Origin of the sequence: Burkholderia sp. IDO3, assembly GCF_003366075.1 — a bacterium.
GTDB lineage: Bacteria > Pseudomonadota > Gammaproteobacteria > Burkholderiales > Burkholderiaceae > Burkholderia > Burkholderia anthina.
Window position 1 is genome coordinate 2470346 of record NZ_CP028963.1, and the last position, 22846, is coordinate 2493191.

The 22846-nt window shown below is 66.8% G+C and carries 21 protein-coding genes and 1 tRNA gene; 5 read left to right on the top strand and 17 right to left on the bottom strand.

Features of this window, described 5'->3' with window-relative positions:
- Positions 1-29 precede the first annotated feature (29 nt).
- Entirely contained in the window at positions 30-932 is a 903-nt protein-coding gene (locus tag DCN14_RS26140) for a LysR family transcriptional regulator (RefSeq protein ID WP_096508628.1), read from the top strand.
- Between the two features lie 12 nt (positions 933-944).
- On the opposite strand, the gene DCN14_RS26145 is transcribed toward DCN14_RS26140, so the two are convergent.
- The 4 genes from DCN14_RS26145 to DCN14_RS26160 form a co-directional block, all read right to left on the bottom strand.
- Positions 945-2363 (bottom strand): amino acid permease, encoded by a 1419-nt coding sequence (locus DCN14_RS26145; RefSeq protein ID WP_096508629.1) that lies wholly within the window; start codon positions 2361-2363, stop codon positions 945-947.
- A gap of 92 nt (positions 2364-2455) precedes the next feature.
- Positions 2456-3493 carry a porin gene (locus DCN14_RS26150; RefSeq protein WP_172441954.1) on the bottom strand — a complete coding sequence of 346 codons (1038 nt, stop codon included), beginning with the start codon at positions 3491-3493 and terminating at the stop codon, positions 2456-2458.
- A gap of 113 nt (positions 3494-3606) precedes the next feature.
- A complete protein-coding gene (locus DCN14_RS26155; protein WP_096508631.1) occupies positions 3607-3993 on the bottom strand; it encodes a RidA family protein in 387 nt (128 codons plus the stop codon).
- Positions 3994-4023: 30 nt separating this feature from the next.
- Positions 4024-5238: an amino acid aminotransferase gene (locus tag DCN14_RS26160; RefSeq protein ID WP_096508632.1), complete on the bottom strand. Its 1215-nt coding sequence runs from the start codon at positions 5236-5238 to the stop codon at positions 4024-4026.
- A gap of 188 nt (positions 5239-5426) precedes the next feature.
- Between DCN14_RS26160 and DCN14_RS26165 the strand changes: the two genes are divergently transcribed.
- Positions 5427-5909, top strand: a complete 483-nt coding sequence (locus DCN14_RS26165) for an Lrp/AsnC family transcriptional regulator (protein ID WP_096508633.1) — start codon at positions 5427-5429, stop codon at positions 5907-5909.
- A gap of 83 nt (positions 5910-5992) precedes the next feature.
- Positions 5993-6067 (top strand) — tRNA-Val (locus DCN14_RS26170).
- A gap of 550 nt (positions 6068-6617) precedes the next feature.
- Here the strand turns inward: DCN14_RS26170 and DCN14_RS26175 are convergent.
- Entirely contained in the window at positions 6618-6821 is a 204-nt protein-coding gene (locus DCN14_RS26175) for a hypothetical protein (RefSeq protein WP_096508634.1), read from the bottom strand.
- Positions 6818-7288, bottom strand: coding sequence for a hypothetical protein (locus tag DCN14_RS26180; protein WP_239007599.1), 471 nt, complete (start codon positions 7286-7288; stop codon positions 6818-6820). Before DCN14_RS26180 ends, DCN14_RS26175 begins: the two co-directional genes overlap by 4 nt.
- 598 nt (positions 7289-7886) lie before the next feature.
- On the opposite strand from DCN14_RS26180, the gene cysC reads away from it, so the two are divergent.
- Positions 7887-8429, top strand: coding sequence for an adenylyl-sulfate kinase (gene cysC / locus DCN14_RS26185; protein WP_096508636.1), 543 nt, complete (start codon positions 7887-7889; stop codon positions 8427-8429).
- Between the two features lie 18 nt (positions 8430-8447).
- Here cysC and DCN14_RS26190 read toward each other — a convergent pair whose 3' ends face one another.
- The 10 genes from DCN14_RS26190 to hutH all read right to left on the bottom strand — a co-directional run bounded on the left by DCN14_RS26190 (position 8448) and on the right by hutH (position 20804).
- The gene (locus DCN14_RS26190; protein WP_096508637.1) at positions 8448-9842 is read right to left on the bottom strand and encodes an aspartate aminotransferase family protein; all 1395 of its coding nucleotides are present in this window, start codon (positions 9840-9842) and stop codon (positions 8448-8450) included.
- A gap of 28 nt (positions 9843-9870) precedes the next feature.
- Positions 9871-11208, bottom strand: coding sequence for a glutamine synthetase family protein (locus DCN14_RS26195; protein WP_096508638.1), 1338 nt, complete (start codon positions 11206-11208; stop codon positions 9871-9873).
- Between the two features lie 12 nt (positions 11209-11220).
- Positions 11221-12027 carry a gamma-glutamyl-gamma-aminobutyrate hydrolase family protein gene (locus DCN14_RS26200; RefSeq protein ID WP_096508667.1) on the bottom strand — a complete coding sequence of 269 codons (807 nt, stop codon included), beginning with the start codon at positions 12025-12027 and terminating at the stop codon, positions 11221-11223.
- A 725-nt stretch (positions 12028-12752) separates the two neighbouring features.
- A complete protein-coding gene (gene hutG, locus DCN14_RS26210; protein WP_096508639.1) occupies positions 12753-13550 on the bottom strand; it encodes an N-formylglutamate deformylase in 798 nt (265 codons plus the stop codon).
- 60 nt (positions 13551-13610) lie between these two features.
- Positions 13611-14987, bottom strand: coding sequence for a formimidoylglutamate deiminase (locus DCN14_RS26215; protein WP_096508640.1), 1377 nt, complete (start codon positions 14985-14987; stop codon positions 13611-13613).
- 2 nt (positions 14988-14989) lie between these two features.
- On the bottom strand, positions 14990-16234 hold the full coding sequence (gene hutI, locus DCN14_RS26220; RefSeq protein ID WP_096508641.1) for an imidazolonepropionase: 1245 nt from the start codon (positions 16232-16234) through the stop codon (positions 14990-14992).
- 4 nt (positions 16235-16238) lie between these two features.
- The gene (locus DCN14_RS26225) at positions 16239-16850 is read right to left on the bottom strand and encodes a HutD family protein (protein WP_096508642.1); all 612 of its coding nucleotides are present in this window, start codon (positions 16848-16850) and stop codon (positions 16239-16241) included.
- Positions 16851-16852: 2 nt separating this feature from the next.
- Positions 16853-18541 (bottom strand): urocanate hydratase, encoded by a 1689-nt coding sequence (gene hutU, locus DCN14_RS26230; protein ID WP_096508643.1) that lies wholly within the window; start codon positions 18539-18541, stop codon positions 16853-16855.
- Between the two features lie 39 nt (positions 18542-18580).
- The gene (gene hutC, locus DCN14_RS26235) at positions 18581-19276 is read right to left on the bottom strand and encodes a histidine utilization repressor (RefSeq protein WP_096508644.1); all 696 of its coding nucleotides are present in this window, start codon (positions 19274-19276) and stop codon (positions 18581-18583) included.
- A gap of 4 nt (positions 19277-19280) precedes the next feature.
- Positions 19281-20804, bottom strand: coding sequence for a histidine ammonia-lyase (gene hutH / locus DCN14_RS26240; protein WP_096508645.1), 1524 nt, complete (start codon positions 20802-20804; stop codon positions 19281-19283).
- Positions 20805-21030: 226 nt separating this feature from the next.
- On the opposite strand from hutH, the gene DCN14_RS26245 reads away from it, so the two are divergent.
- Entirely contained in the window at positions 21031-21951 is a 921-nt protein-coding gene (locus tag DCN14_RS26245; protein WP_096508646.1) for a glutamate/aspartate ABC transporter substrate-binding protein, read from the top strand.
- Positions 21952-21972: 21 nt separating this feature from the next.
- On the opposite strand, the gene DCN14_RS26250 is transcribed toward DCN14_RS26245, so the two are convergent.
- Complete coding sequence (locus DCN14_RS26250; protein ID WP_096508647.1) at positions 21973-22725, bottom strand: 4'-phosphopantetheinyl transferase superfamily protein; 753 nt, start codon at positions 22723-22725, stop codon at positions 21973-21975.
- Positions 22726-22846 lie beyond the last annotated feature (121 nt).

Consider the following 22846-nt stretch of genomic DNA (forward strand, 5'->3'; position numbering starts at 1 on the left):
TATCGATGCCGATGCGGCGAGGAGACAGCATGGAACTGAGGCAGTTGCGCTACTTCGTGGCGGTCGCCGAAGAGCTGCATTTCGGGCGCGCGGCGAAGCGCCTGTTCATCTCGCAGCCGGCGCTGAGCTTCGACATCCGCAAGTTCGAGGAAGCGCTCGGCGTGCAGCTTTTTTCGCGGACCAACAAGACCGTCGCACTGACCAATGCGGGCGCGGTGCTGCTCGGCGAAGCGCGCCGGCTGCTGTTGCAGGCGGCCGAGGCCGAGCGCCTCACCGTGCGTTCGGCGTCGGGGCTCGCGGGCCGGCTGCGGATCGGCTTCGTGCATTCGATGCTGTATCGCGGGCTGCCCGATGCGGTGCGGCGCTTCGAGGCCGACTATCCGGGCGTCGAGGTCGTGCTGAGCGAGATGAACACGCAGGCGCAAGTCCAGGCGATCCAGCGCGGCCAGATCGATCTCGGCTACGCGCACTGGGGCCACTGCCCGCCCGAGGTCGAATCGGCGCCCGTCTACGCGGAACCGTTCATGTGCTGCCTGCCGGCCGCGCATCCGCTCGCGCGGCGCCGGCAGGTCGCGCTCGCCGCGCTGGCCGCGGAGCCGTTCATCCTGTTTCCGCGTGAAGCGGCGCCGCACTATCACGACCTGATCATCGCGCAATGCGTGAACGCGGGATTCAGCCCGCTGATCCGTCACGAGGCGCGGCTGTGGCAGACGATCCTGTCGATGATCGAGTTCGGAATGGGCATCGCGCTGGTGCCGCGCGTGCTGCAGCAAGTGAAGAGCGACCGGCTGGCATTCCGGCCGCTGAGGGATGGGTCGCTCGAATCGCGCACGCTCGAACTGAAGCGCAGCGGCACCGCCGAACCGGTCGCGCTGCGCTTCGCCGACTACGTGCGCGCGTCGATCGACGCGCTGCCCGTGCTGGCGGGCTGACCCGGCCCGCCGCTACTTCGCTCCCGGTTGCAGCACCGGCTGCGCGCGCCGGTACCACACCGCGTACACGACGGACAGCACGATCAGGAACGGAATCCCGAAGATCAGCGTCATGTGGAACTCGGCCGTGAAGTAGGTCGTCACCATCACCGCGAGCATCAGCCCCGCACCGAGCAGCGTCAGCAGCGGAAAGCCGCGCATCCGGAATGCGGGCGCCGGCAGGCCGAGCGCCGCGCGGCGACGCCGGAAGCAATAGTGCGTGACGAAGATCATCATCCACGTGAACAGCGCGCCGAACATCGACACCGCCATCATGATCGTGAACGACGCGTCCGGATACAGCACGCTCAACACCGTGGCGAGCGCGATGCCGAGCGTCGACAGCATCAGCGCACCGAACGGCACGCCGCGCGCGTTCACTTCGCCGAGCGCCTTCGGCGCATGGCCCGCGCGCGACAGGCTGAACATCATCCGCGTCGTGATGTAGAGCTGGCTGTTCATCGCGGACAGCGCGGCGATCAGCACGACGAAGTTGATCAGCCCCGCCGCGCCCGGCAGGTGGATCGCCTCCATCACCTTCACGAACGGGCTCTCGTCGCGCCCTGCCGCCGTCCACGGCACGATCGCGAGCATCAGCGCGAGCGTGACGAGATAGAACAGCACGAGCCGCACGATGGTCGAGCGGAATGCGCGCGTGACCGCGTGCTCGGGGTCTTCCGCCTCCCCGGCCGCGACCGCGATCATCTCGATGCTCAGGTAGCTGAAGATCGACACGATCACCGCGACCCACATCCCCCACACGCCCTTCGGAAAGAAGCCGCCGTGATCCGTGTAATGGTGGAAGCCGGCACGCGCCGCGCCGTTGCCCACGAGCGCCGGATCGCCGAACACGACGTACGCGCCGAGCACGATGAAGCCGACGATCGCCGCGATCTTCACGACGGAGAAGCCGTACTCGACCGCGCCGAACACGTCGACGCTGCGTGCATTGACGAACACGAGCAGCGCCGAGAAGCCGACGATCCATAGCCAGCCCGGCACGCCCGGGAACCAGTACTTCATGTACAGCGCGATCGCGGTGACTTCGGTGCCGACCGCGAGCACGATGCACGCCCAGTACGCATAGCGCACGAGAAACCCGGCCCACGGGCTCACGTAATGTTCGGCGTACGCACCGAACGACCCGGAGGTCGGGTGCGCGACCGTCATCTCCGCGAGACAGCCCATCAGCAACAGCGAGATGAACGCGCCGATCGCGTAGCTCACGAGCACGCTCGGGCCCGCGAAGCCGATCGCGAACCCGCTGCCGAGAAAGAGACCGGTGCCGATCGCACCGCCGATCGCGATCATCGCCATCTGCCGTGCGGAAAGCGTGCGGCGCAGACCGTGCTCGCGCGCCGCGATGTGCTGGAATTGCCCTTCTGGTTGCATCGAATGACCTCGTTCGAAAGCGATTGTCCGGTCGAAACTTCGACGGCGCGCTGGCCGGCGCCGGACCGCACCGGCCGTCGCGCGCCGTGTGCTCAGAACATGTGGCGCAGGCCGGCCGCGATGCCCGTCTGGTTGCCGCGTCCGGGCATTTCGGTGAACGCGCCGCCGCTCACGCGGTTGTAGTCGAGCGTCGCGTAGACCTGCGTGGCCTTCGACAGCGCGTACTCGGCCTCGAGCACGCCCGTATAGCGCTTTCCGCCGTTGCCCGCGACGCCGTTGACGTTGCGGATGTCGTCGTAGTACGCGACGCCCGTCACCGATACCGCGGGCGTGATCTTCACGCTCGCACCGGTGTAGAAGATCGCGTCGCGGCGCGGGTTGTCGACGAACGAACCGTAGGTCACGTCGCGCCCCGCCGCGTTCAGCAATTGCTGGTCGAGCATGCCCGTGCGGTCGATGCCGCCGAGGTAGCCCGCATACAGCGTCGCCACGCCGAACGCATAGCGTGCGCCCGCGCCCCATGCTTGCTGCGCGCGGCTCGTCTGGTCGCGCACCTGCTGGTACGTCGCGCCGACCATCAGCCCGCCGAGCGTGTACGACACGTGCGTGCCCCAGTACGCATTCGCGCCGAGACTGCCCGCCACGCCGCCGAAGCCGTAGCTCGCACCGACGTTCAGCCCGCCGAACGTGCCGTCATAGCTGACGACGTTGCTCGCGCGGCCCTGCGTGAGGAAGTACGGCCACATGTTGGCCGTGTAGTTGCCGACCGTCAGCGGATCGAGATCGCCGAACAGGTTGAACGCTTCGGTTGCCTGCCGGCCGAGCTTCACGGTGCCCCAGTCGCCGGCGAGGCCGACATATGCGTAGCGGCCGAACAATGCGCCGTCGAGCTGCCCGTTCTGCGGCTCGAAGCCGCTCTCGAGCTGGAAGATCGCCTTCAGTCCGCCACCGAGCGCTTCGCTGCCCTTCAGGCCCCAGCGGCTGTTGGTGATCGCGCCGTTGGTCATCTGCACGCTCGCGTCGTTCGATGCGTCCGCGTGCGTCGTATAGCGGATGCTCTGGTCGACGATCCCGTACAGCGTCACGCTGCTCTGCGCCATCGCGCCGCTCGCGGCGAGCAGGCCCGCCATCGTCGGCAGTGCGAATCGACTGATTCTCTTCATGTTTGTCTCCATCCTTGTCTTTCGTTTGTTGATGTTGTCGGTATCGTGGTGACTGCTGTCCGCGCGTGGCGGCATGCGTGCTAGTCGCGCGCCGCCGGCAGCGCGACGTACGCGACGAGTTCGACGCGCATGTCCGGATGCGCGAAGCCCTGCACGCCCACGCACGTGCGGTTCGGGTACGGTTCACGGAAGTGGCGCCGGTATTCGGCGTCGAATTCCGGCATTGCGCTCACGTCGGACAGGTAGACGAGCACCTGCGCGACGTCGTCCATCGTCGCGCCCGCCGCGGCCGCGGCCTTCGCGAGATTGCCGAGCGTGATGCGTGCCTGCTCGGTCATCGTGTCGCCGACGATCGCGCCGGACGCATCGACCGGCCCGTGACCGGTAAACATCAGCCCGCCCGCGCGGGTCGCCCACGAGAACGGCTGCGCGAGCTGCGGCAAGTCGACCGGGATCCTGTCTGCCATCGTGTCCTCCTTCGATTCGAAACCGGTTGCTCAGGCCGCCTGGCGCGGCGCGCCGCCGAGCACGTCGGCGATCGCGTTCGCGACGTGCTCGACGTTCGCGTCGTTCAGCCCCGCGATGCACATGCGGCCCGAGCGCAGCAGATAGACGCCGTGCGACGTGCGCAGGCGATCCACGTCGGTCGCGGCGATGCCCGTATAGCTGAACATCCCGCGCTGCGTGACGAGTGCGTCGAAGGCCGGCGCGGGCAGGCGCGCATCGAGCCGCGCCTTCAGCGCGCCGCGCATGCGCTTGATGCGCGCGCGCACCTGTGCGACCTCGTCTTCCCAGCGCGCGCGCAGCGCGTCGTCGTTCAGCACCGTCGACACGAGCTGCGCGCCGAACAGCGGCGGGCTCGAATAGGTGCGGCGCACGCCGGCCTGCAGCTGGCTCAGCACCGTCGCGGCTTCGCCCGCGCTCGCGCAGACGATCGACAGCCCGCCGACGCGCTCGCCGTACAACGAGAAATTCTTCGAGAACGAATTGCTGACGATCGCCGGCAACCCTGCCTCGACGATCGCGCGCACGGCCCATGCATCGTCGTCGAGACCGTCGCCGAAGCCCTGATACGCCATGTCGAGAAACGGAATCAGCCCGCGGCGCACGAGCACGTCGATCACCGCACGCCATGCGTCGTGGCTCAGGTCGAGGCCCGTCGGGTTGTGGCAGCACGGCTGCAGCAGCACGATGCTGCGCGCGGGCAGCGCGTCGAGCGCCGCGAGCATCGCGTCGACGCGCAAGCCGTTGCGTGCTTCGTCGTAGTACGGATACGTGTGCACGTCGAGCCCGGCCGCCGAGAAGATCACGCGATGGTTGTCCCACGTCGGATCGCTGATCCAGATCGCGCTGTCGGGGAAATAGCGCTTCACGAACTCGGCGCCGAGGCGCAGCGCGCCCGACCCGCCGAGCGTCTGCAGCGTCGCGATGCGGCCCTGCGCGAGTGCCGCGCAATCGGCGCCGAACACGAGACGCTGCACGCCCTGCCGGTACGCGGCGAGCCCTTCCATCGGCAGGTAGGTGTGCGGCGCGCCCGCTTCGCGCAGCCGCTCGGCCGCGATGCGCGTGCTCTCGAGCACCGGGATGCGGCCCGCATCGTCGTAGTAGAGGCCGATGCTGAGGTTGACCTTGTGCGGATGCGCATCCTGCTGGAATGCCTGGAACAGCGACAGGATCGGATCGCCCGGATAGGCGGGAATGTGTTCGTACATGGCGGAATGTCGGTAGGAGTGGAAATCGGTGCGACCGGCGGCATGGCATCGGGCCGGGCCGTGCGATCGAGGCATGGGGCGCATGTTATCGAGGACGAAATAGAATGAGCTTCACTTTTCGGTGACGATCCGAACCGATTGCAGTAGAGTCTTCGACTACCATCTCAAAATTGACGGGATTCTGCGAAATGACCCTGGATCGAACCGACATGCGGATCCTCCGGCACCTCGAACGGGACGGACGCATCAGCAATCAGGACCTGTCGAACGCGGTCGCGCTGTCGCCGTCGGCATGCCTGCGGCGCGTGAAGCTGCTCGAGGAACGCGGCGCCATTGCGGGCTACCGCTGCACGATCGAGCCGAAGAAGGTGGGCGTGGCGTTCGAGGCGCTGGTGCACGTCTCGATGCGCCCGGACGTGCCCGAGTGGCACGACCGGTTCGTGGAGGCGATCCAGCAGTGGCCGGAAGTCGTCGCCGCGCAGATCGTGACGGGCGGATCGAACTACGTGCTGACGGTGCGCGCGCGCGACCTCGACCACTACTCCGACTTCGTGATCAATCGGCTGCACCGCGCCACCGGCGTGATGTCGATCAATTCGAGCATCGTGCTCGCGACGCTCAAACGCGACGGCTCGATCCTGGATCTCGTCGAGCCGTCGACGGCCGGCTGACGGACAGTCGCGCGGCCCTGAAAATTATTTGCAGAAAGGTCTTTACGAACCCCAAAAGCTCTGACATAATTTGATTCTTCTTTGGGCGGTTAGCTCAGCGGTAGAGCACTGCCTTCACACGGCAGGGGTCACTGGTTCGATCCCAGTACCGCCCACCAAGGATTCATCGGTGTGTGAAGCCCGAAGAACAAAGGCCCTCAGGCGAAAGCCGAGGGCCTTTTTCTTTGCGCGCAAAACCTCGCCGAATGCCCTTTTGGCGCGAGCGGGTGCACCTCGAACATTAGCCCAGACAACGACCAACGACCAACGACTGTCTGGAGCATCCAGTAGCATCAATCTTGAAGCGGGGAAACTATTGGGCGCGCGTGCATTCGTCGATGCGGCTACCCCCTAAAGTTACCCGCGAGAGTGTCGCTCGCGATGCTGGCATGTCGAGCAATCAGCGTAAGACCGCATTGCGCGTCGCCGCCGTTCCGAAGGCCGAGTTCGAGCGGCAAGTCGAGAGCGAGAAGCCGCCGTCGCGCTTGGATTGGCCGCATACGACGACGAACGCACGAAGGCGAAGGAACGGCAGCGGGAAGGATTGCGTAAAGGAAACTCTCCCGTTCCGGCCAGCCGGCCGGAACGGGGACAAGACGAGCGCACGAACGAGTCGCGTGAACACGTCGCAAAACTGACAGGCGTTAGCGGTCGCGCCGTGAGTCGGGATTAGCGCTTGCGGCGTCGCGGATCGATGCCGTTCTGTTCGAGTAGCTTGCGGAGGCGCGTGTTGTCCATCCATAGCGTAGCGAACGCAGACACCATCATCAAAATGGGAAACCATTCGCCAGTCCCGGCGATGATGGCCCAGCCGACAACGAAGCAAATGAGTGCCGTTCCGATAAGCAAGAGGCGATCCGCAATCCATTTCATCGCGCACCCCGGATCGCCGTGTTCGTTTTCAGACCGAGATAGCTATGCGGGCCGGGCGCGAGAACTTCGGGATGCCGCAGGATTTGCGCCATGACGAGCGGATGAATCGCCAGCCCGTAGCGTGCTCCCCATTGCGCGACCGCAAGTGACGTGTTTGCGTTGCCCTTGCCGATGCCGCAAGCAAGCGACGCATCAGTCGCGACCATCAGGCTACCGATAACCGCGCCTAGATAGATGCTGCCAAGAATCGACGTGCCGACCGTGACCATTTCCAACTTCGTCGTCGCACCGATCAATTCGGCGACCGTCGCGTTTGCGCCTAATGCCTTCAGGGCGCCCATCATTGAGCCTACGCTCGCGAGCGACGTTTGCAGTGTCGCGAACAGCGTTGCGGGAACGGGCATATGAAGCGCGTTCATATTGTCTTGGAAGGCTTGCGAAAAACTGGTGCAAGTCGGTGACGACATGGGGCTTTCTCCGGATTGGGCGGGAATTTTCGCATATCCGCCATACCGCCCGACCCGACAACCCTAACAGGTCATCCGGAAGATGGAGGCTACGCCAATGGTCCGCATCGGCGCTAGGGCGGGTTGCTAGGGTTAGGCCGCCGCCCACCCTTACCCCGCATCACGAACGGCCCTACGGCCCGAAAACCAAACCGTCAAAAGGTGACAGTCTGTCGCATACAGACCTGCAAGGGATGTCAGTTTGCTTTATGCTGCCGTCGGTCTGCATGAAGCCGTCCCTTCACACGGCAGGGGTCACTGGTTCGATCCCAGTACCGCCCACCAAAGAATTCAAGGGCCTGCGTCTCACGACGCAGGCCCTTTTCGTTTTGCGCGCCGCTTTCGCATGTTTCATGCGTCGCAAGCGACAACGCGTCACGCGACATCCGTCTGCCACGTAATATCCAGTAACGAATTCGTAACACTGATCTGATAGCGGCTGACTAGAATCGATCGACAATGACAGCCGGCCGAGCGGCACCGGCTCCCGAGTCCAATCAAGACGAACGGGGATCTGGACCGCGCGTTGCGCGGCTGGTTCATACCGTCGCGACTACCCATGACATCGTCGAATTCACACACCCTGTGGCTGACCGGCTTGAGTGGCGCCGGCAAGTCCACGCTCTCGCGCGAGATCGCCGCACACTTGCGCGCGCACAACAACATTCCTGTCTGTATTCTCGACGGCGACGAACTGCGCTCGGGCGTCTCTCCCGATCTCGGATTCAGGCGCGACGATCGCGCCGAGAATTGCCGACGCACCGCGGAAATCGCGAAGCTGCTGAACAGCCAGGGCATCATGGTTGTGGTCGCGCTGATTTCGCCGTATGAAGTCGACCGGCAACTGGCGCGCAAGATCGTCGGTGCCAAGCGCTTCGTCGAAATCTATCTGAAGACCGACATCGAGACCTGCTCCGCGCGCGATCCGAAACGTCTGTACGCCAAGGCGATCACCGGCCAGACGCGCCAGTTCACCGGCATCTCCGATCCGTACGAAGTACCCGTGTCCCCGGATCTCGTCGTCGAAACCGGAGCGATGTCCATCTCCGAGTGCGTCGCGCGCATCATCGAATTCGACCAGCAGCGCTTCGACCACGTCTGATCGACGCGCCGCGACGGCTCACTTTGCGCGCGCGACACGCTCCGCCGTCGCGTCGAACGCGCGCTTCGCCTTGTCGACGATCTCGTCGACCTCCCCCTCCCGAATCACGAGCGGCGGCGACAGCAGCATCCGGTCGCCGGTCGCACGCATGATCAGGTTGCCGTTGAAACAAAAGTCGCGGCAGATCGTGCCGACATCGACGCTCGCGTCGAAACGCTCGCGCCGGTCGCGATCGCGCGCGATCTGCACGCCGGCAACCAGCCCTGCCCCCGCAATCTCGCCGACGATCGGATGCTCGCCGAGCGCCTCTCGCAGCCGGCGCTGGAAATACGGACCGATGTCGCGCTTCACGCGCTCGACGATGCCTTCGTCGCGCAGCAGCTTCAGGTTCGCGACGGCAACGGCCGCGGCGACCGGGTGGCCCGAGTACGTGAGGCCGTGGTTGAATTCGCCGTGGTCGATGATCGGGCGCGCGATGCGCTCGTGAATGCCCACCGCGCCCATCGGCACGTAGCCCGACGTCAGGCCCTTGGCCATCGTGATCAGGTCCGGCTCGAAACCGAAATGCTGGTGCGCGAACCATTCGCCGGTGCGGCCGAACCCGCCGATCACTTCGTCCGCGACGAGCAGGATGTCGTACTTGCGGCAGATCCGCTGGATTTCCGGCCAGTACGTCGACGGCGGGAAGATCACGCCGCCCGCCCCCTGGAACGGCTCGCCGATGAACGCGGCGACGTTCTCCGCACCCAGTTCGAGGATCTTCGCTTCGAGCTGCTGCGCGCGTGCGAGGCCGAATGCCTCGGGCGTCTCGCCGGCCTGCGCTTCGCCGAAGAAGTACGGCTGGTCGATGTGCACGATGTGCTCCACCTTCGACGGCATCTGCTCGTGCATGTAGCCCATCCCGCCGAGCGTGCCGCCGGCGATCGTCGAGCCGTGATAACCGTTCTTGCGCGAGATCACGTATTTCTTCTGCGGCTTGCCCTGCACGCGCCAGTACTGGTGCACGAGGCGCAGCACGGTGTCGTTGCCTTCCGAGCCGCTGTTGCAATAGAAGAAGTGGTTGAAGCCCGCGGGCGTCACTTCGGCGAGCATCGCCGACAGCTCGATCACCGGCGGGTGCGTCGTCTTGAAGAACGTGTTGTAGAACGGCAGTTCCTGGAGCTGGCGATACGCGGCGTCGGCGAGTTCCTTGCGGCCGTAGCCGACGTTCACGCACCAGAGGCCGGCCATCCCGTCGATCACCTTGTTGCCGTCGGAATCCCACAGATAGACGCCGTCGGCCTTCACGATCACGCGGCTGCCCGCGCGGTTCAGCGCACCCATGTCGGAAAACGGGTGGATGTGGTGCGCGGCGTCGAGCGCGCGGTATTCGGCGGTCGGCCGCGCGGCGACGGATTCGTTTCGTTCGGTCATGTTTTCTCCGCAAGACGATGCCGCACGCTCATACGTGCAGCAGAAGATGCCTGCGTTCCCACGAACTGATCACGCGGAAGAACGCTTCGTATTCGGTATCCTTCAACGCCAGATACGCCTTCACGAACTTGTCGCCGAGAATGCCGGCGAGCGGCGTGCACGCGGCCATCAGCGAGATGCCCTCCTCCAGATTGCGCGGCAACTGGTACGGCAGGTCGTAGCCGTCCGACGCGATCGGCTCGGTCGGCGCGAGGTTCTGCGTGAGGCCGAGATAGCCGGCGGCGAGCGTCGCCGCGAACGCCAGATACGGATTGCAGTCGACGCCCGGAATCCGGTTCTCGATACGCCGCGCGACCGGCGCCGACTGCGGAATGCGAAAGCCGACCGTGCGGTTGTCGTAGCCCCACTGCACGTTGATCGGCGCGGCCATGAAGCGCGACAGCCGGCGGTACGAGTTGATGTACGGCGCGAAGATCGGCATCAGCGCGGGCGTGTATTTCTGCAGCCCGGCGAGATAGCTGTGGAACATCGGCGACACGGCGCCGCCTTCGTCGGCGAACAGGTTGTGCCCCGTGCGTGCATCGGCCAGGCTCTGGTGGATATGCATCGCTGAGCCCGGCTCGTTTTCCATCGGCTTGGCCATGAACGTCGCGTACATGTTGTGGCGCAGCGCGGCCTCGCGCACCGTGCGCTTGAACAGGAACACCTGATCGGCCAGCGACAGCGCGTCGCCGTGCACGAAATTGATCTCCATCTGCGCGGCGCCGACTTCGTGAATCAGGGTCTCGATATCGAGGCCCTGCATCTCGCAGTATTCGTAGATGTCCTCGAACAGCGGATCGAATTCGTTGACGGCTTCGATCGAATACGACTGGCGGCCGGTTTCCGCACGGCCGGTGCGCCCGACCGGCGGACGCAACGGCAGATCGGGATCGGCGTTCATGTCGACCAGATAGAACTCGAGCTCGGGCGCGACCACCGGCCTCCAGCCCTTCGCCTTGTACAGATCGAGCACGCGGCGCAGCACGTAGCGCGGCGAGATCTCGACGGGCGAGCCGTCGAAGTGCACGCAATCGTGAATCACCTGCGCGGTCGGATCGACGGCCCACGGAATCAGGCAGATCGTCGACGGATCGGGCACGCACACCATGTCGGGATCGGTCACGCCGGTCAGCGTGCCGTCCTCCGGATAGTCGCCGGTGACGGTCTGCACCATCACGGCCTGCGGCAGGCGCATCGATTCGCCGGACTCGAATTTGTTGCGCGGAATGATCTTGCCGCGCGCGATGCCGGCCATGTCGGGAATGATCGCCTCGACTTCCGTGATGCGATGCTGACGCAGGAATTCGCTCAGTTCGGGTTGCATGATCGGCCTCGTTCAGTCGATGTCGGATGCGGCCGGCGACGGCATGGTGCCGCCTGCCGCATGAATGCGATGCGTCATGCGCGCGCGGCACGCCGCGCCGAATGCCGCGAAGATGTCGCGCGACAGCGGTTGCTCCGCGAAACGCCACTCGGGATGCCACTGCACGCCGAGCGCGAACGCGCGCGCGCCGCGCACGCTGACGGCCTCGATCAGGCCGTCGGGGGCGCTCGCCTCGATCGCGAGCCCGGCACCGAGCCGCGCGATGCCCTGGTCGTGCAGCGAATTGACCATCGCGTCGTGCGCGCCGCGCGCCACGCGTTGCAACAGCCCGCCCGGCGCGAGCTGCACACGGTGCGCGGGGCCGTACTGCCGCTCGAGCGGGTCGCCCGTGCGCTCGCGGTGATCGTCGAAACCAGGGCTCGCATGCAGCCGCTGATGCAGCGTGCCGCCATAGGCGACGTTCAGCTCCTGCATGCCGCGGCAGATCGCGAGCACGGGCACGCCCGCGTCGATCGACGCGCGGATCAGCGGCAACGCGGTCGCATCGCGCGCGGGATCGTGCAGCGTGTCGGGCGTGCTGGCCGGACCGCCGTAATGATGGGGTTCGACGTTCGAATAGCTGCCGGTCAGCAGCAGCCCGTCGATCGACGCGACGAGCGCATCGACCGGCTGCCGCGCGCCGAGCGCGGGCAGCACGAACGCCAGCGCGCCGGCGCCGTCGACGAGCGCGACGAGGTACTTCTCGCCTGCCGTGTGGTTCGGATGAGCGCCGCGCATGATGCGATCGGCGGTGACGGCTACGATCGGGCGCGCGCGCATGGTCGCCTCCGCGGTAAGCGCGCGGCGCATGCCGGCGCGCACGACGAGGGAAACCCGCGCCGGCGCGGCACGCGTCCATGCGCGATGCTGCCGCGCGATCGGTGCGGCAACGTGCGGCGCGGCCCGATGCTCAAGCGTGAAGGGACGCTAGGGTAACAACGACGCGCTGCCGTCGCACTGCACGGCACTGAACACGTACGCGGTCACGAGGTTGAAGCGGCGCAGGCCGCGATGGGACACAGCGAAGAAACGAGGCTCGCGTGGGAGGGCGGTGCGCGTGCCGCGATCTGCAGGCCGGATCGGCCCGGCTTGAGGCGGCGCGCCCGCCGACGGACTTCGGGTCCGACGTATCGAAGGGCTGGCGGCTTTCACGATCGTACTCGACTGACTGATGAAGGCAGGACACGTGTCGCGATGAAACGGGAGCGGCAATGCCGCGCGGCGACACGTCGGCAAGGTGTCTCGCAGCGGATTCCGGCACGGTACGGCGATGATCGACGCCGTCTGCACCGGTGCGCGCGCGACGACTTCCTGACATTCAGCTTATATCACCTAAAAATTGCGTCAAATTTTCAGGTGTCGAATCCGACATCGATCAGACGAAAAAAAACGGCATCGACCGGGCGGGTCGATGCCGTTTTGTGCGCCGCGTCGATGCGTTCAGCCCGCGCCGGCGGGACGCGACGCGATGCTGCCTCGCGCTGCCGCATGCAGCGGCCGATGGCTCAACGATGTGCGAGCGCGGTTTCGACGAGCGTCTGCAGCAGCGGCACGATTTGCGCGGCGCGCGCTTCGTCGTATGCGTACGGACGCGTCTCTTCCATGTACGTGATCTGCGACAGTTCGAGCTGCACGGCTTCGACGCCGGTCTCGGGCACGCCATAGTGACGCGTGATGTAGCCGCCCTTGAAGCGCCCGTTCGCGACGGCCGTATAGCCGCCATGCGCGCTCACGCACGCGGCCAGCGCCTCGGCGAGGCCGGGCGCCGCGCTCGCGCCGCTCGACGTGCCGAAGTTGAAGTCCGGCAGGCGCCCGTCGAAGAAGCGCGGCACGTGCGAGCGGATCGAATGCGCTTCCCACACGAGCACGCGGCCGTGCTCGCGCTTCAGGCGCGCGATCTCGCCTTGCAGCGCGTCGTGATACGGCAGCCAGTAACGGTCGCGACGGCGCATGATCTCGTCGTTGCCGGGCAGCGCGTTCGCCGGATACAGCGGCGCCTTGTCGAACGTGTCGACCGGCACGAGCCCGGTCGTGTCCTGCCCGGGATACAGGTTCTCGTTGTCGGGCGGGCGGTTCAGGTCGACGACGTAACGCGCGTGCGACGGCACGAGGATCGATGCGCCGAGCTTCGCGGCGAACCCGTACAGCCGCTCCAGATGCCAGTCGCAATCGTCGACGAAGCGCGCGTCGGGCGTCATCGTCGCGGCGATGTCGTCGGGAATATGCGTGCCAGCGTGCGGAATCGAGATCAGCAGCGGCAGCGTGCCCTGCTTCAGCGTGAATACAGCCGGTTGTTCAGTCATGTCGCTTCACCGTAAAAGTCTGCCGGCGCACGCGGACGGCGTGCGCCGGATGCTGCGCGTTCAGCGCAGCAGTTGCGCCAGCGCGGCGCGGTAGTCGGCATACGCAACGGCTTCGTCGCGATGGCGACGGCCGCTCACGACACACTCGCCGCCCGTGTAGACGTCGCGTACCGGCGTGTCGCCGTGCTCGGCGAACACCGCGCCCGACAGCCAGGACGCGCTGTCGTGTTCCGCGATCGCCGGATGATCGGGATCGAGCACGAGCCAGTCGGCGCGCGCGCCTTCGCGCAGCGCGCCGATGCGCCGCCCGCTTGCCTGCGCACCGCCCGCGAGGGACGCATCGAACAGACGATCGGCGACATGCGCCTGCGTGTCGCTCGCCAGCACGTTGCGCGCGCGATGCACGAGCCGCTGCCCGTATTCGAGCAGGCGCAGCTCAGAGCGCCAGTCGACCGACGCATGGCTGTCGGAACCGACGCCGATCACGCCGCCCTGCGCGAGATAGTCGACGGCCGGGAACACGCCGTCGCCGAGGTTCGCTTCGGTCGTCAGGCACAGGCCGGCCACCGCACGGCGCTTCGCGAGCGCCGCCGTTTCGGCCGCGTCGACGTGCGTCGCGTGCACGAGGCACCAGCGCGCATCGACGTCGAAGCGATCGAGCAGCCATTGCACGGGACGTGCGCCGTAGGCACGCACGCAGTCGTCCACTTCGGCCGTCTGCTCGGCGATATGGATGTGCACCGGCGCATCGTCGGGCAAGCCTTCGAGCAGCATGCGCAGCCCGTTCTCGGACACCGCGCGCAGCGAGTGCGGCGCGACGCCGTAGCGCAGCCCGCCATGCTCGGGCGCGACGCGGCGCATCGCGTCGAGCAGCTTGAGCAGCCCGTCCGGCGTGTTGATGAAGCGGCGCTGGTCGTCACGCGGCGGCTTGTTGCCGAAGCCGGCGAACTGGTACGACACCGGCAGCATCGTGATGCCGATGCCGGCCGAGCGCGCCGCGTCGATCACGCGCGTACCGAGTTCCGCGATCTGCGGATAGCGCGAGCCGTCCTGCGTGTGGTGCACGTAGTGGAATTCGCACACCGACGTGTAGCCGCACTTGAGCATCTCGACGTACAGCCAGCGTGCGATCGCCGCGAGTGCATCGGGCGTGATCTTCAGCGCGAAGCGGTACATCAGGTCGCGCCAGCTCCAGAAGCTGTCGGCGGGATTCGCGCGGTATTCGGTGAGCCCCGCCATCGCGCGCTGGAACGCGTGCGAATGCAGGTTCGGCATGCCGGGCAGCACGGGCCCGGCCGCGCGCGCGACGCCTGCCGGCGCGTCGGTGTCGGGCGTCACGCCGGTCAGCGTGCCGGCCGCGTCCCAGCGCAGCAGCACGTTGCGGCGCCAGCCATCGGGCAGGTATGCGTGGTCCGCGAACAACGTCATTTCGGTCATCGTCAGTCTCGATTCGTCCAGGGCTGGCCGTTCGTCCGGCGAAACACGGTCGCACCGCCGCGCACGACCTGCTGGCACAGCGGCCGGCCGATCCAGTAAGCGAGCTCCGCCAGCGAGCCGACCGGCCAGACCGCGAAGTCGGCCTGGCGGCCGGCTTCGAGCGCACCATGGCGATCCGCGCGGCCGAGCGCCGCGGCCGCATGGCGCGTCACGCCCTGCAGCACCTCGGGTACCGTCATGCGGAACAGCGTGCAGCCCATGTTCATCGTCAGCAGCAGCGATTCGAGCGGCGACGTGCCGGGATTGTGATCGGTCGCGAGCGCGATCGGCACGCCGTGCTTGCGCAGCAGGTCGAGCGGCGGCAATTGCGTTTCGCGGATGAAGTAGTACGCGCCGGGCAGCAGCACGGCGACCGTGCCGGCCGCCTTCATGGCTTCGATGCCAGCTTCGTCGAGAAACTCGAGGTGATCGGCGGACAGCGCGCGGTAACGCGCGGCCAGTGCGGTGCCGCCCGCGTTCGACAGCTGTTCCGCGTGCAGCTTCACGGGCAAGCCGCGCCGCGTCGCGGCCTCGAATACGCGCTCGGTCTGCGCGAGCGAAAAACCGATGCGTTCGCAGAACACGTCGACCGCGTCGACGAGCCCTTCGTCGGCCAGCGCCGGCAGCATGCGTTCGCACACTTCGTCGATGTATTCGTCCGCGCGGCCCGCATATTCCGGCGGCAGCGCGTGCGCGCCGAGGAACGTGGTGTACACGGTGACCGGGAAACGCTCGCCCAGCTGGCGCGCGACGCGCAGCATCTTGCGTTCGCTCGCGAGGTCGAGCCCGTAGCCCGACTTGATCTCGAGCGCGGTCACGCCTTCGGCGAGCAGCGGCTGCAGGCGTGAGGCGGCCTGCACGAACAGCGCCGTCTCGTCGGCCGCGCGCGTCGCGCGCACCGTCGACACGATCCCGCCGCCCTGCCGCGCGATCTCCTCGTAGCTGACGCCCGCGAGGCGCTGCGCGAACTCGTCGGCGCGCGTGCCGCCATACACGAGGTGCGTGTGGCAGTCGACGAGGCCCGGCGTCACCCACGCGCCGTGCAAATCCTCGCGCTGCCAGTGCGCATAGCCGTGCGGCAGCGCGGAGAACGCGCCGAGCCATGCGATCGTGCCGGTTTCGTCGACGGCGATCGCCGCGTCGTCGATCGTTTCGTCGGGATGGCCGTGCGGACACAGCCTCAGGTGATGCCAGACAGTCGGTTTCATGCGTTCAGTCTCGTTCGCCGACGGTGAGCGACACGGCGAGCAGCGCGCCGCCTCCGCTCACGACGACGTCAAGCGCACGCCGCGGCCCGTCGAGCCGCAGCGTGTCCATTTCCTGCAGCGCGTAGTGCGCGCCGTCGATCTCGACGCCGACCGCGCCGGTCGCGCAAAACAGCAGCACGGTATCGGCGCGCTCGACACGGTGCGTGCCTTCGGGCCACACGTCGACCGACCCGCGCGCAGCCGAACGGCGCGTCATCAGGTTGAAGTCGCGCGTCGCGCCGTCGTGCAGCGTCGCGTCGATCGCCGCTTCGCCCGCGAAATCCGCGCGCGCGAGCGGCACGTCGAGCACGTGCTTCGCACCGCCCGCTTCCGCGAGCGTCATGCCCGCGCCGGACAGCAGCACGAGCGTGCGGTCGATGCCGTCGAAACGCGAGAACGGCCCGGCCGCGCCGACGTCCGCGACGCTCACGCGCCATGCGAACGTATCGAGCGCGGCGCCCGGCGGGAACGCGCCGATTTCGCGCGTCACGCCGCCACCGTTCTTCCACGGCGATGCGACGAGATCCGCTGCGCGGATCGTCGTCGCGATCACCGGCGCCTGGTCGAGCGCCGTCATGCTCAGCGGCCGAGCATCGGCAGCTTCAGGCCGGCTTCGCGGGCCGTCTGCTGCGCGAGTTCGTAGCCGGCATCCGCGTGGCGCATCACGCCCGTCGCCGGATCGTTCAGCAGCACGCGACCGAGACGCTCGTGCGCATCGGCGGTGCCGTCGGCGACGATCACGACGCCCGAGTGCTGCGAGAAGCCCATGCCGACGCCGCCGCCATGATGCAGCGACACCCACGATGCGCCGCCTGCGGTGTTCAGCAGCGCGTTCAGCAGCGGCCAGTCGCTCACGGCGTCCGAACCGTCCTTCATCGATTCCGTCTCGCGGTTCGGGCTCGCGACCGAACCCGTGTCGAGGTGGTCGCGGCCGATCACGATCGGGGCCTTCAGTTCGCCGTTCTTCACCATCTCGTTGAACGCCTGGCCGAGGCGATAGCGATCCTTCACGCCAACCCAGCAGATCCGTGCCGGCAGGCCCTGGAACGCGATGCGCTCACGTGCCATGTCGAGCCAGTTGTGCAGGTGCGGATCGTCGGGGATCAGCTCCTTCACCTTCTGGTCGGTCTTGTAGATGTCTTCCGGATCGCCCGACAGCGCGACCCAGCGGAACGGGCCCTTGCCTTCGCAGAACAGCGGGCGGATATACGCCGGCACGAAGCCCGGGAAGTCGAATGCGTTCTCGACGCCCATTTCCAGCGCCATCTGGCGGATGTTGTTGCCGTAGTCGAGCGTCGCCGCGCCACGTTCCTGCAGATCCAGCATCGCCTGCACCTGGACGGCCATCGACTGCTTCGCGACCTTCACGATGCTCTGCGGGTCGACCTTCTGCGCTTCGCGCCATTGCGCGACGGTCCAGCCTTGCGGCAGGTAGCCGTTGATCGGGTCGTGCGCGCTCGTCTGATCGGTCACGCAATCCGGCGTGATGCCGCGCTTGACGAGTTCCGGGAACACGTCGGCCGCGTTGCCGAGCAGGCCGATCGACACCGGCTTGCCGGTGCGCTTCGCTTCCTCGATCATGCCGAGCGCTTCGTCGAGCGTCGTCGCCTTCTTGTCGACGTAACGCGTCTTCAGACGGAAATCGATGCGCGTCTCGTCGCATTCGACCGCGATCATCGAGAAGCCGGCCATCGTCGCTGCCAGCGGCTGCGCGCCGCCCATGCCGCCCAGGCCGCCCGTCAGGATCCAGCGGCCCGACGGATCGCCGTTGAAGTGCTGGTTCGCGACCGAGAAGAAGGTTTCGTAGGTGCCCTGCACGATGCCCTGGCTACCGATGTAGATCCAGCTGCCGGCCGTCATCTGACCGTACATCATCAGGCCCTTGCGGTCGAGTTCGTGGAAGTGATCCCAGTTCGCCCAGTGCGGCACGAGGTTCGAGTTCGCGAGCAGCACGCGCGGCGCATCCTTGTGCGTGCGGAACACACCGACCGGCTTGCCCGACTGGATCAGCAGCGTCTCGTTCTCTTCGAGATCCTTCAGCGACGCGAGGATCTGGTCGTAGCATTCCCAGTTGCGCGCCGCGCGGCCGATGCCGCCGTACACGACGAGTGCGTGCGGGTGCTCGGCGACTTCCGCGTCGAGGTTGTTCTGGATCATCCGGTAGGCCGCTTCGGCCAGCCAGGTCTTGCAGACCTTCTCGCTGCCGCGCGGTGCGCGGATCGTGCGCGTCGGATCGAGACGGGGATCGATGTGTTTCGGATGGTTCATGACGACTGCTCCCGAGGGAAAGTGAATATCAATAAGGAATCAGAAATGCCCGGTGAAGCGATAACGGCTGCCGGGATGCCACAAATTCGCCACCGAGGCGACGACGCCCTGCGACCAGGTACGCCGATGTAAAACCAGACACGGCTCGACGTCGTCCATCCGCAACTGCTCGCGCCGCTCGGGCGCCGGAGCCGCCGCTTCGATCCGGTACTCGACGCGCTGCAGCGGTGCCGCGCGCATCAGGTACAGGTTCGGCGTCGTATTCGTGAAATCCTGCTCGGCATAATCCGGCGCGACCGCCGGATTCACCCATCGTTCTTCGAGCTGGACGGGTTCGTCGTTCTCGAAGTGCAACACCTGCGAATGAAACAGCTTCGTGCGCACGGTCACCTGCATCTCGTCGGCGAGCGCCTCGTCGGCGCGGATCGTCGCGAGGCCGAGCACGCTGGCGTGATACGCATGCCCGCGCGCGCCGACCTCCTCCGAAATGCTGCGGATCGCAACCAGCGTCGACTCGTACTTCGGCCGCGCGACGTAGGTGCCGGCGCCCTTCATGCGCGTCAGCACCTGCTCGGCCGTCAACTCGCGCAACGCGCGGTTGACGGTCATGCGCGCGACCTTGAACTCGCGGGCCAGTTCGTTCTCGGAGGGCACCTGGTCGCCCTCCGCCCACTCGCCGGCGTGAATGCGGCCCAGGATGAAATCCTTGATCTCCTGGTAGACCGGCGCACTCATGGGCTTACTGTTCCGATGCGAACGAGAACGGCGCGACCTTCGCGAACGCGCGCTCGCCGACGAGCTTCGCGATCACGGCGATGTCCGGTGCGAAGTAGTGGTCGAGCTCGTAGTGCGCAACCTTGCCGCGGATCGTTTCCATCACCGGCGCCAGCTTCGGGCTCGTGTGGTACGGCGCGCGCAGGTCGACGCCTTGTGCCGCGGCCAGCAGTTCGATCGCGAGGATGTGCTTCGTGTTGTCCGCGATGTCGGCGAGCTTGCGCGCGGCGAACGTCGCCATCGACACGTGGTCTTCCTGGTTCGCCGAGGTCGGCAGCGAGTCGACCGACGCCGGGTGCGCGAGCGTCTTGTTTTCCGATGCCAGTGCGGCAGCCGTCACGTGGGCGATCATGAAGCCCGAGTTCACGCCGCCGTCCCGCACGAGGAACGGGGGCAGACCCGACAGCGTCGCGTCGATCAGCAGCGCGATGCGGCGTTCGGCCAGCGCGCCGATTTCCGAAGCGGCGAGCGCGAGGTTGTCGGCCGCGAACGCGACGGGTTCGGCGTGGAAGTTGCCGCCCGACAGCACTTCGCCGGTATCCGGGAAGATCAGCGGGTTGTCCGACACGGCGTTCGCTTCGACGAGCAGCACGGCGGCCGCGTGACGCATCTGGTCCAGGCACGCGCCCATCACCTGCGGCTGGCAGCGCAGGCTGTACGGATCCTGCACCTTGTCGCAGTCGCGGTGCGACTGGTTGATCGGCGAACCTTCGAGCAGGTCGCGGTACGACGCCGCCGCGTCGATCTGGCCTTGATGGCCGCGCAGTTCGTGAATACGTGCGTCGAACGGCTTCACCGAGCCGGCTGCCGCGTCGACCGACAGCGCACCCGCGACGAGCGCGGTGCGGTACAGGTCTTCGATCGCGAACATGTTGTCGAGCGCCAGTGCGGTCGATGCCTGCGTGCCGTTCAGCAGCGCGAGGCCTTCCTTCGCCTGCAGCGTCAGCGGCGCGAGGCCCGCGACACGCAGACCGTCGAGCGCGCTGGCGCGCTCGCCGCGGATGAACACTTCACCGACGCCGAGCAGCACGGCCGACATGTGTGCGAGCGGCGCGAGGTCGCCCGATGCGCCGACCGAGCCCTTCACCGGGATCAGCGGCAGCACGTCGGCGTTGAACAGCGTGATCAGCGCGTCCATCACTTCGCGGCGGATACCCGAGTGGCCGCGGCCGAGGCTCGACAGCTTCAGCGCCATCAGCAGGCGCACCGACGAGCGCGCCATCGGCTCGCCCACGCCGACGGCGTGCGACAACACCAGGTTCTTCTGCAGCAGCTCGAGCTGGTCGTGCGGGATGTGCGTGCTGGCCAGACGGCCGAAGCCCGTGTTGATGCCGTATGCCGGCTCGCCCTTCGCCGCGATGTCGGCGACGGCCTTCGCGCCGGCGTCGATCTTCGCGAAGCTCGCCGGGTCGAGCGTGAGCTGCATGGATTCGCGAGCGATCTTGCGCAGTTGCGGGAGGGTCAGGTGGCCGGGGGTCAACGTAATCATGTGAGCAATCCTGTCTAGACAAGTTCGGGATGGCTTGCAGTTTAGCCACCGGAACTTGTCTAGACAACCCCGTTTTTCATGATTTCGACTCGGGAGTTTCCCTGATGTCCGGCGCGGCCCGCCGGGTCGGCCTGACGCACTCCGCGTTTAACATATGTTGCAATTATTTTGTCTTTGGCAACATACGAATCCTCACTCGCCTACAATCCGCCTACGGAGACTCGCCATGAACATCCCGCCCCGGTTGACCGCCCTTTTCGGCCGCAGCCTGCTCGTCGCCTCGTGCGCGCTCGCGTGCGGCGCGCCGGTCGCAGCCGAGCCGCTGTCCGGCACGCTCGAGAAGATCCGGCAGAACAACCTGATCTCGATCGGCCATCGCGAGACGTCGGTGCCGTTCTCCTATGTCGACACCAGCGGCAAGGTCATCGGTTTCTCGCAGGATCTGTGCGATCGCGTGATCGCCGCCGTGAAGGCGCGCACCGGCAAGCCCGACCTGCAGGTGCGCTTCATCCCGGTCACGTCGCAGAACCGTATCCCGATCGTGCAGAACGGCACCGTCGATCTCGAATGCGGGGTGACCACCAACCTCGCCGCACGGCACGCCCAGGTCGCGTTCTCGACCACCTTCTTCGTCGCGACCACGCGCCTGCTCACGCGCACGAATTCGGGCATCCACGACTTCCCCGATCTCGCCGGCAAGACGGTCGTGACGAACCAGGGCACGACGTCCGAGCGCCTGCTGCGCAAGATGAACGAGGAAAAGAAGATGAACATGCAGATCATCAGCGCGAAGGACTACGGCGAAGGACGCCTCACGCTCGAATCCGGCCGCGCGGCCGCTTACATGATGGACGACGTGCTGCTCGCCGGCGTGCGCCAGCTCGCGGCGAAGCCGGCCGACTGGGCGATCGTCGGCACGCCGCAATCGTCGGAAGCGTACGGGTTCATGTCGCGCAAGGACGATCCGCAGTTCAAGGCGCTCGTGGATGGCGTGCTCGTGCAGCTGATGAAGAGCGGCGAGATCAACGCGCTGTACGACAAGTGGTTCATGAAGCCGGTGCCGCCGAAGGGGCTCGCGTTCGACTTCCCGATGAGCGACGTGATCAAGGCGCGCTATGCGGCACCCAACGACGCACCGCTCGAGTAATTGCCGCGGGCGGACGCCCGCTCAGCGCGTCCACGCGACGCACGCCGCGTAGCCGGGCGCGGCGTCGAGCCAGCCCGCGTCGAACGCGGCCACGCCGGCGGCCGGCGCAGCCGGCGCGACGATCGTCGTCGCCGGTGTCGCCGCATCGCGCGGCGGCACCACCGCGAACGCACGCAACCCGCCGCCGATGCCGGTGCCGAGCGCCTTCAGCAGCGCCTCCTTCGCGGACCACACGCGCATGAACGCGTCCGCGCGGGCGGCGGGCGGCAGGCTGTCGAGATACGCTGCCTCGGCGGGGGCGCACACTTCGCTCGTCAGCGCACGCCAGTCGGTCGGCCGGTCGCAGCATTCGATGTCGACGCCGACGCGCGCGGCAGCCGCCCACGCGATCAGCGCGTGATCGCCCGCGTGCGATACGTTGAAATCGAGCGATGTGCGATGCGCCGGGTCCAGCGACGGACGTCCCGATGCGTCGACGACGATCGCGATGCGATTCGGCGCAACGCCGAGCGCGGCGCCCAGCACGTCGCGCAGCGCGGCACGCGTGCCGGCGCTGCGCACCGCGTCCTCGTGCCTGAAGTACCGTCCGGCGCGCGTGCGCTCGGCATCGCTCAGCGCCGCATACGCGGGTGACGCGAGCGGCACGTGCCAATCGAAATCGATGCGCGCGACCTGCACGCCGGCACGTGACGCGGCCGGCGGCACGTCGAGCATGTGCAAGCGCCACGCGCGGGGCGTGTCGGCAGGGAAACCGGAATCGGGCGGAATGGACATCGGCACGCAGCAGCCAGTGGCAGTGGAACGAAACGTCCGATGTTAATCGATTGCGTCGATCAGGAGCCGGTGCGGAGCGATTTGCATCATGCGCGGCGGCACCGTGCATGTGTTCGTCATC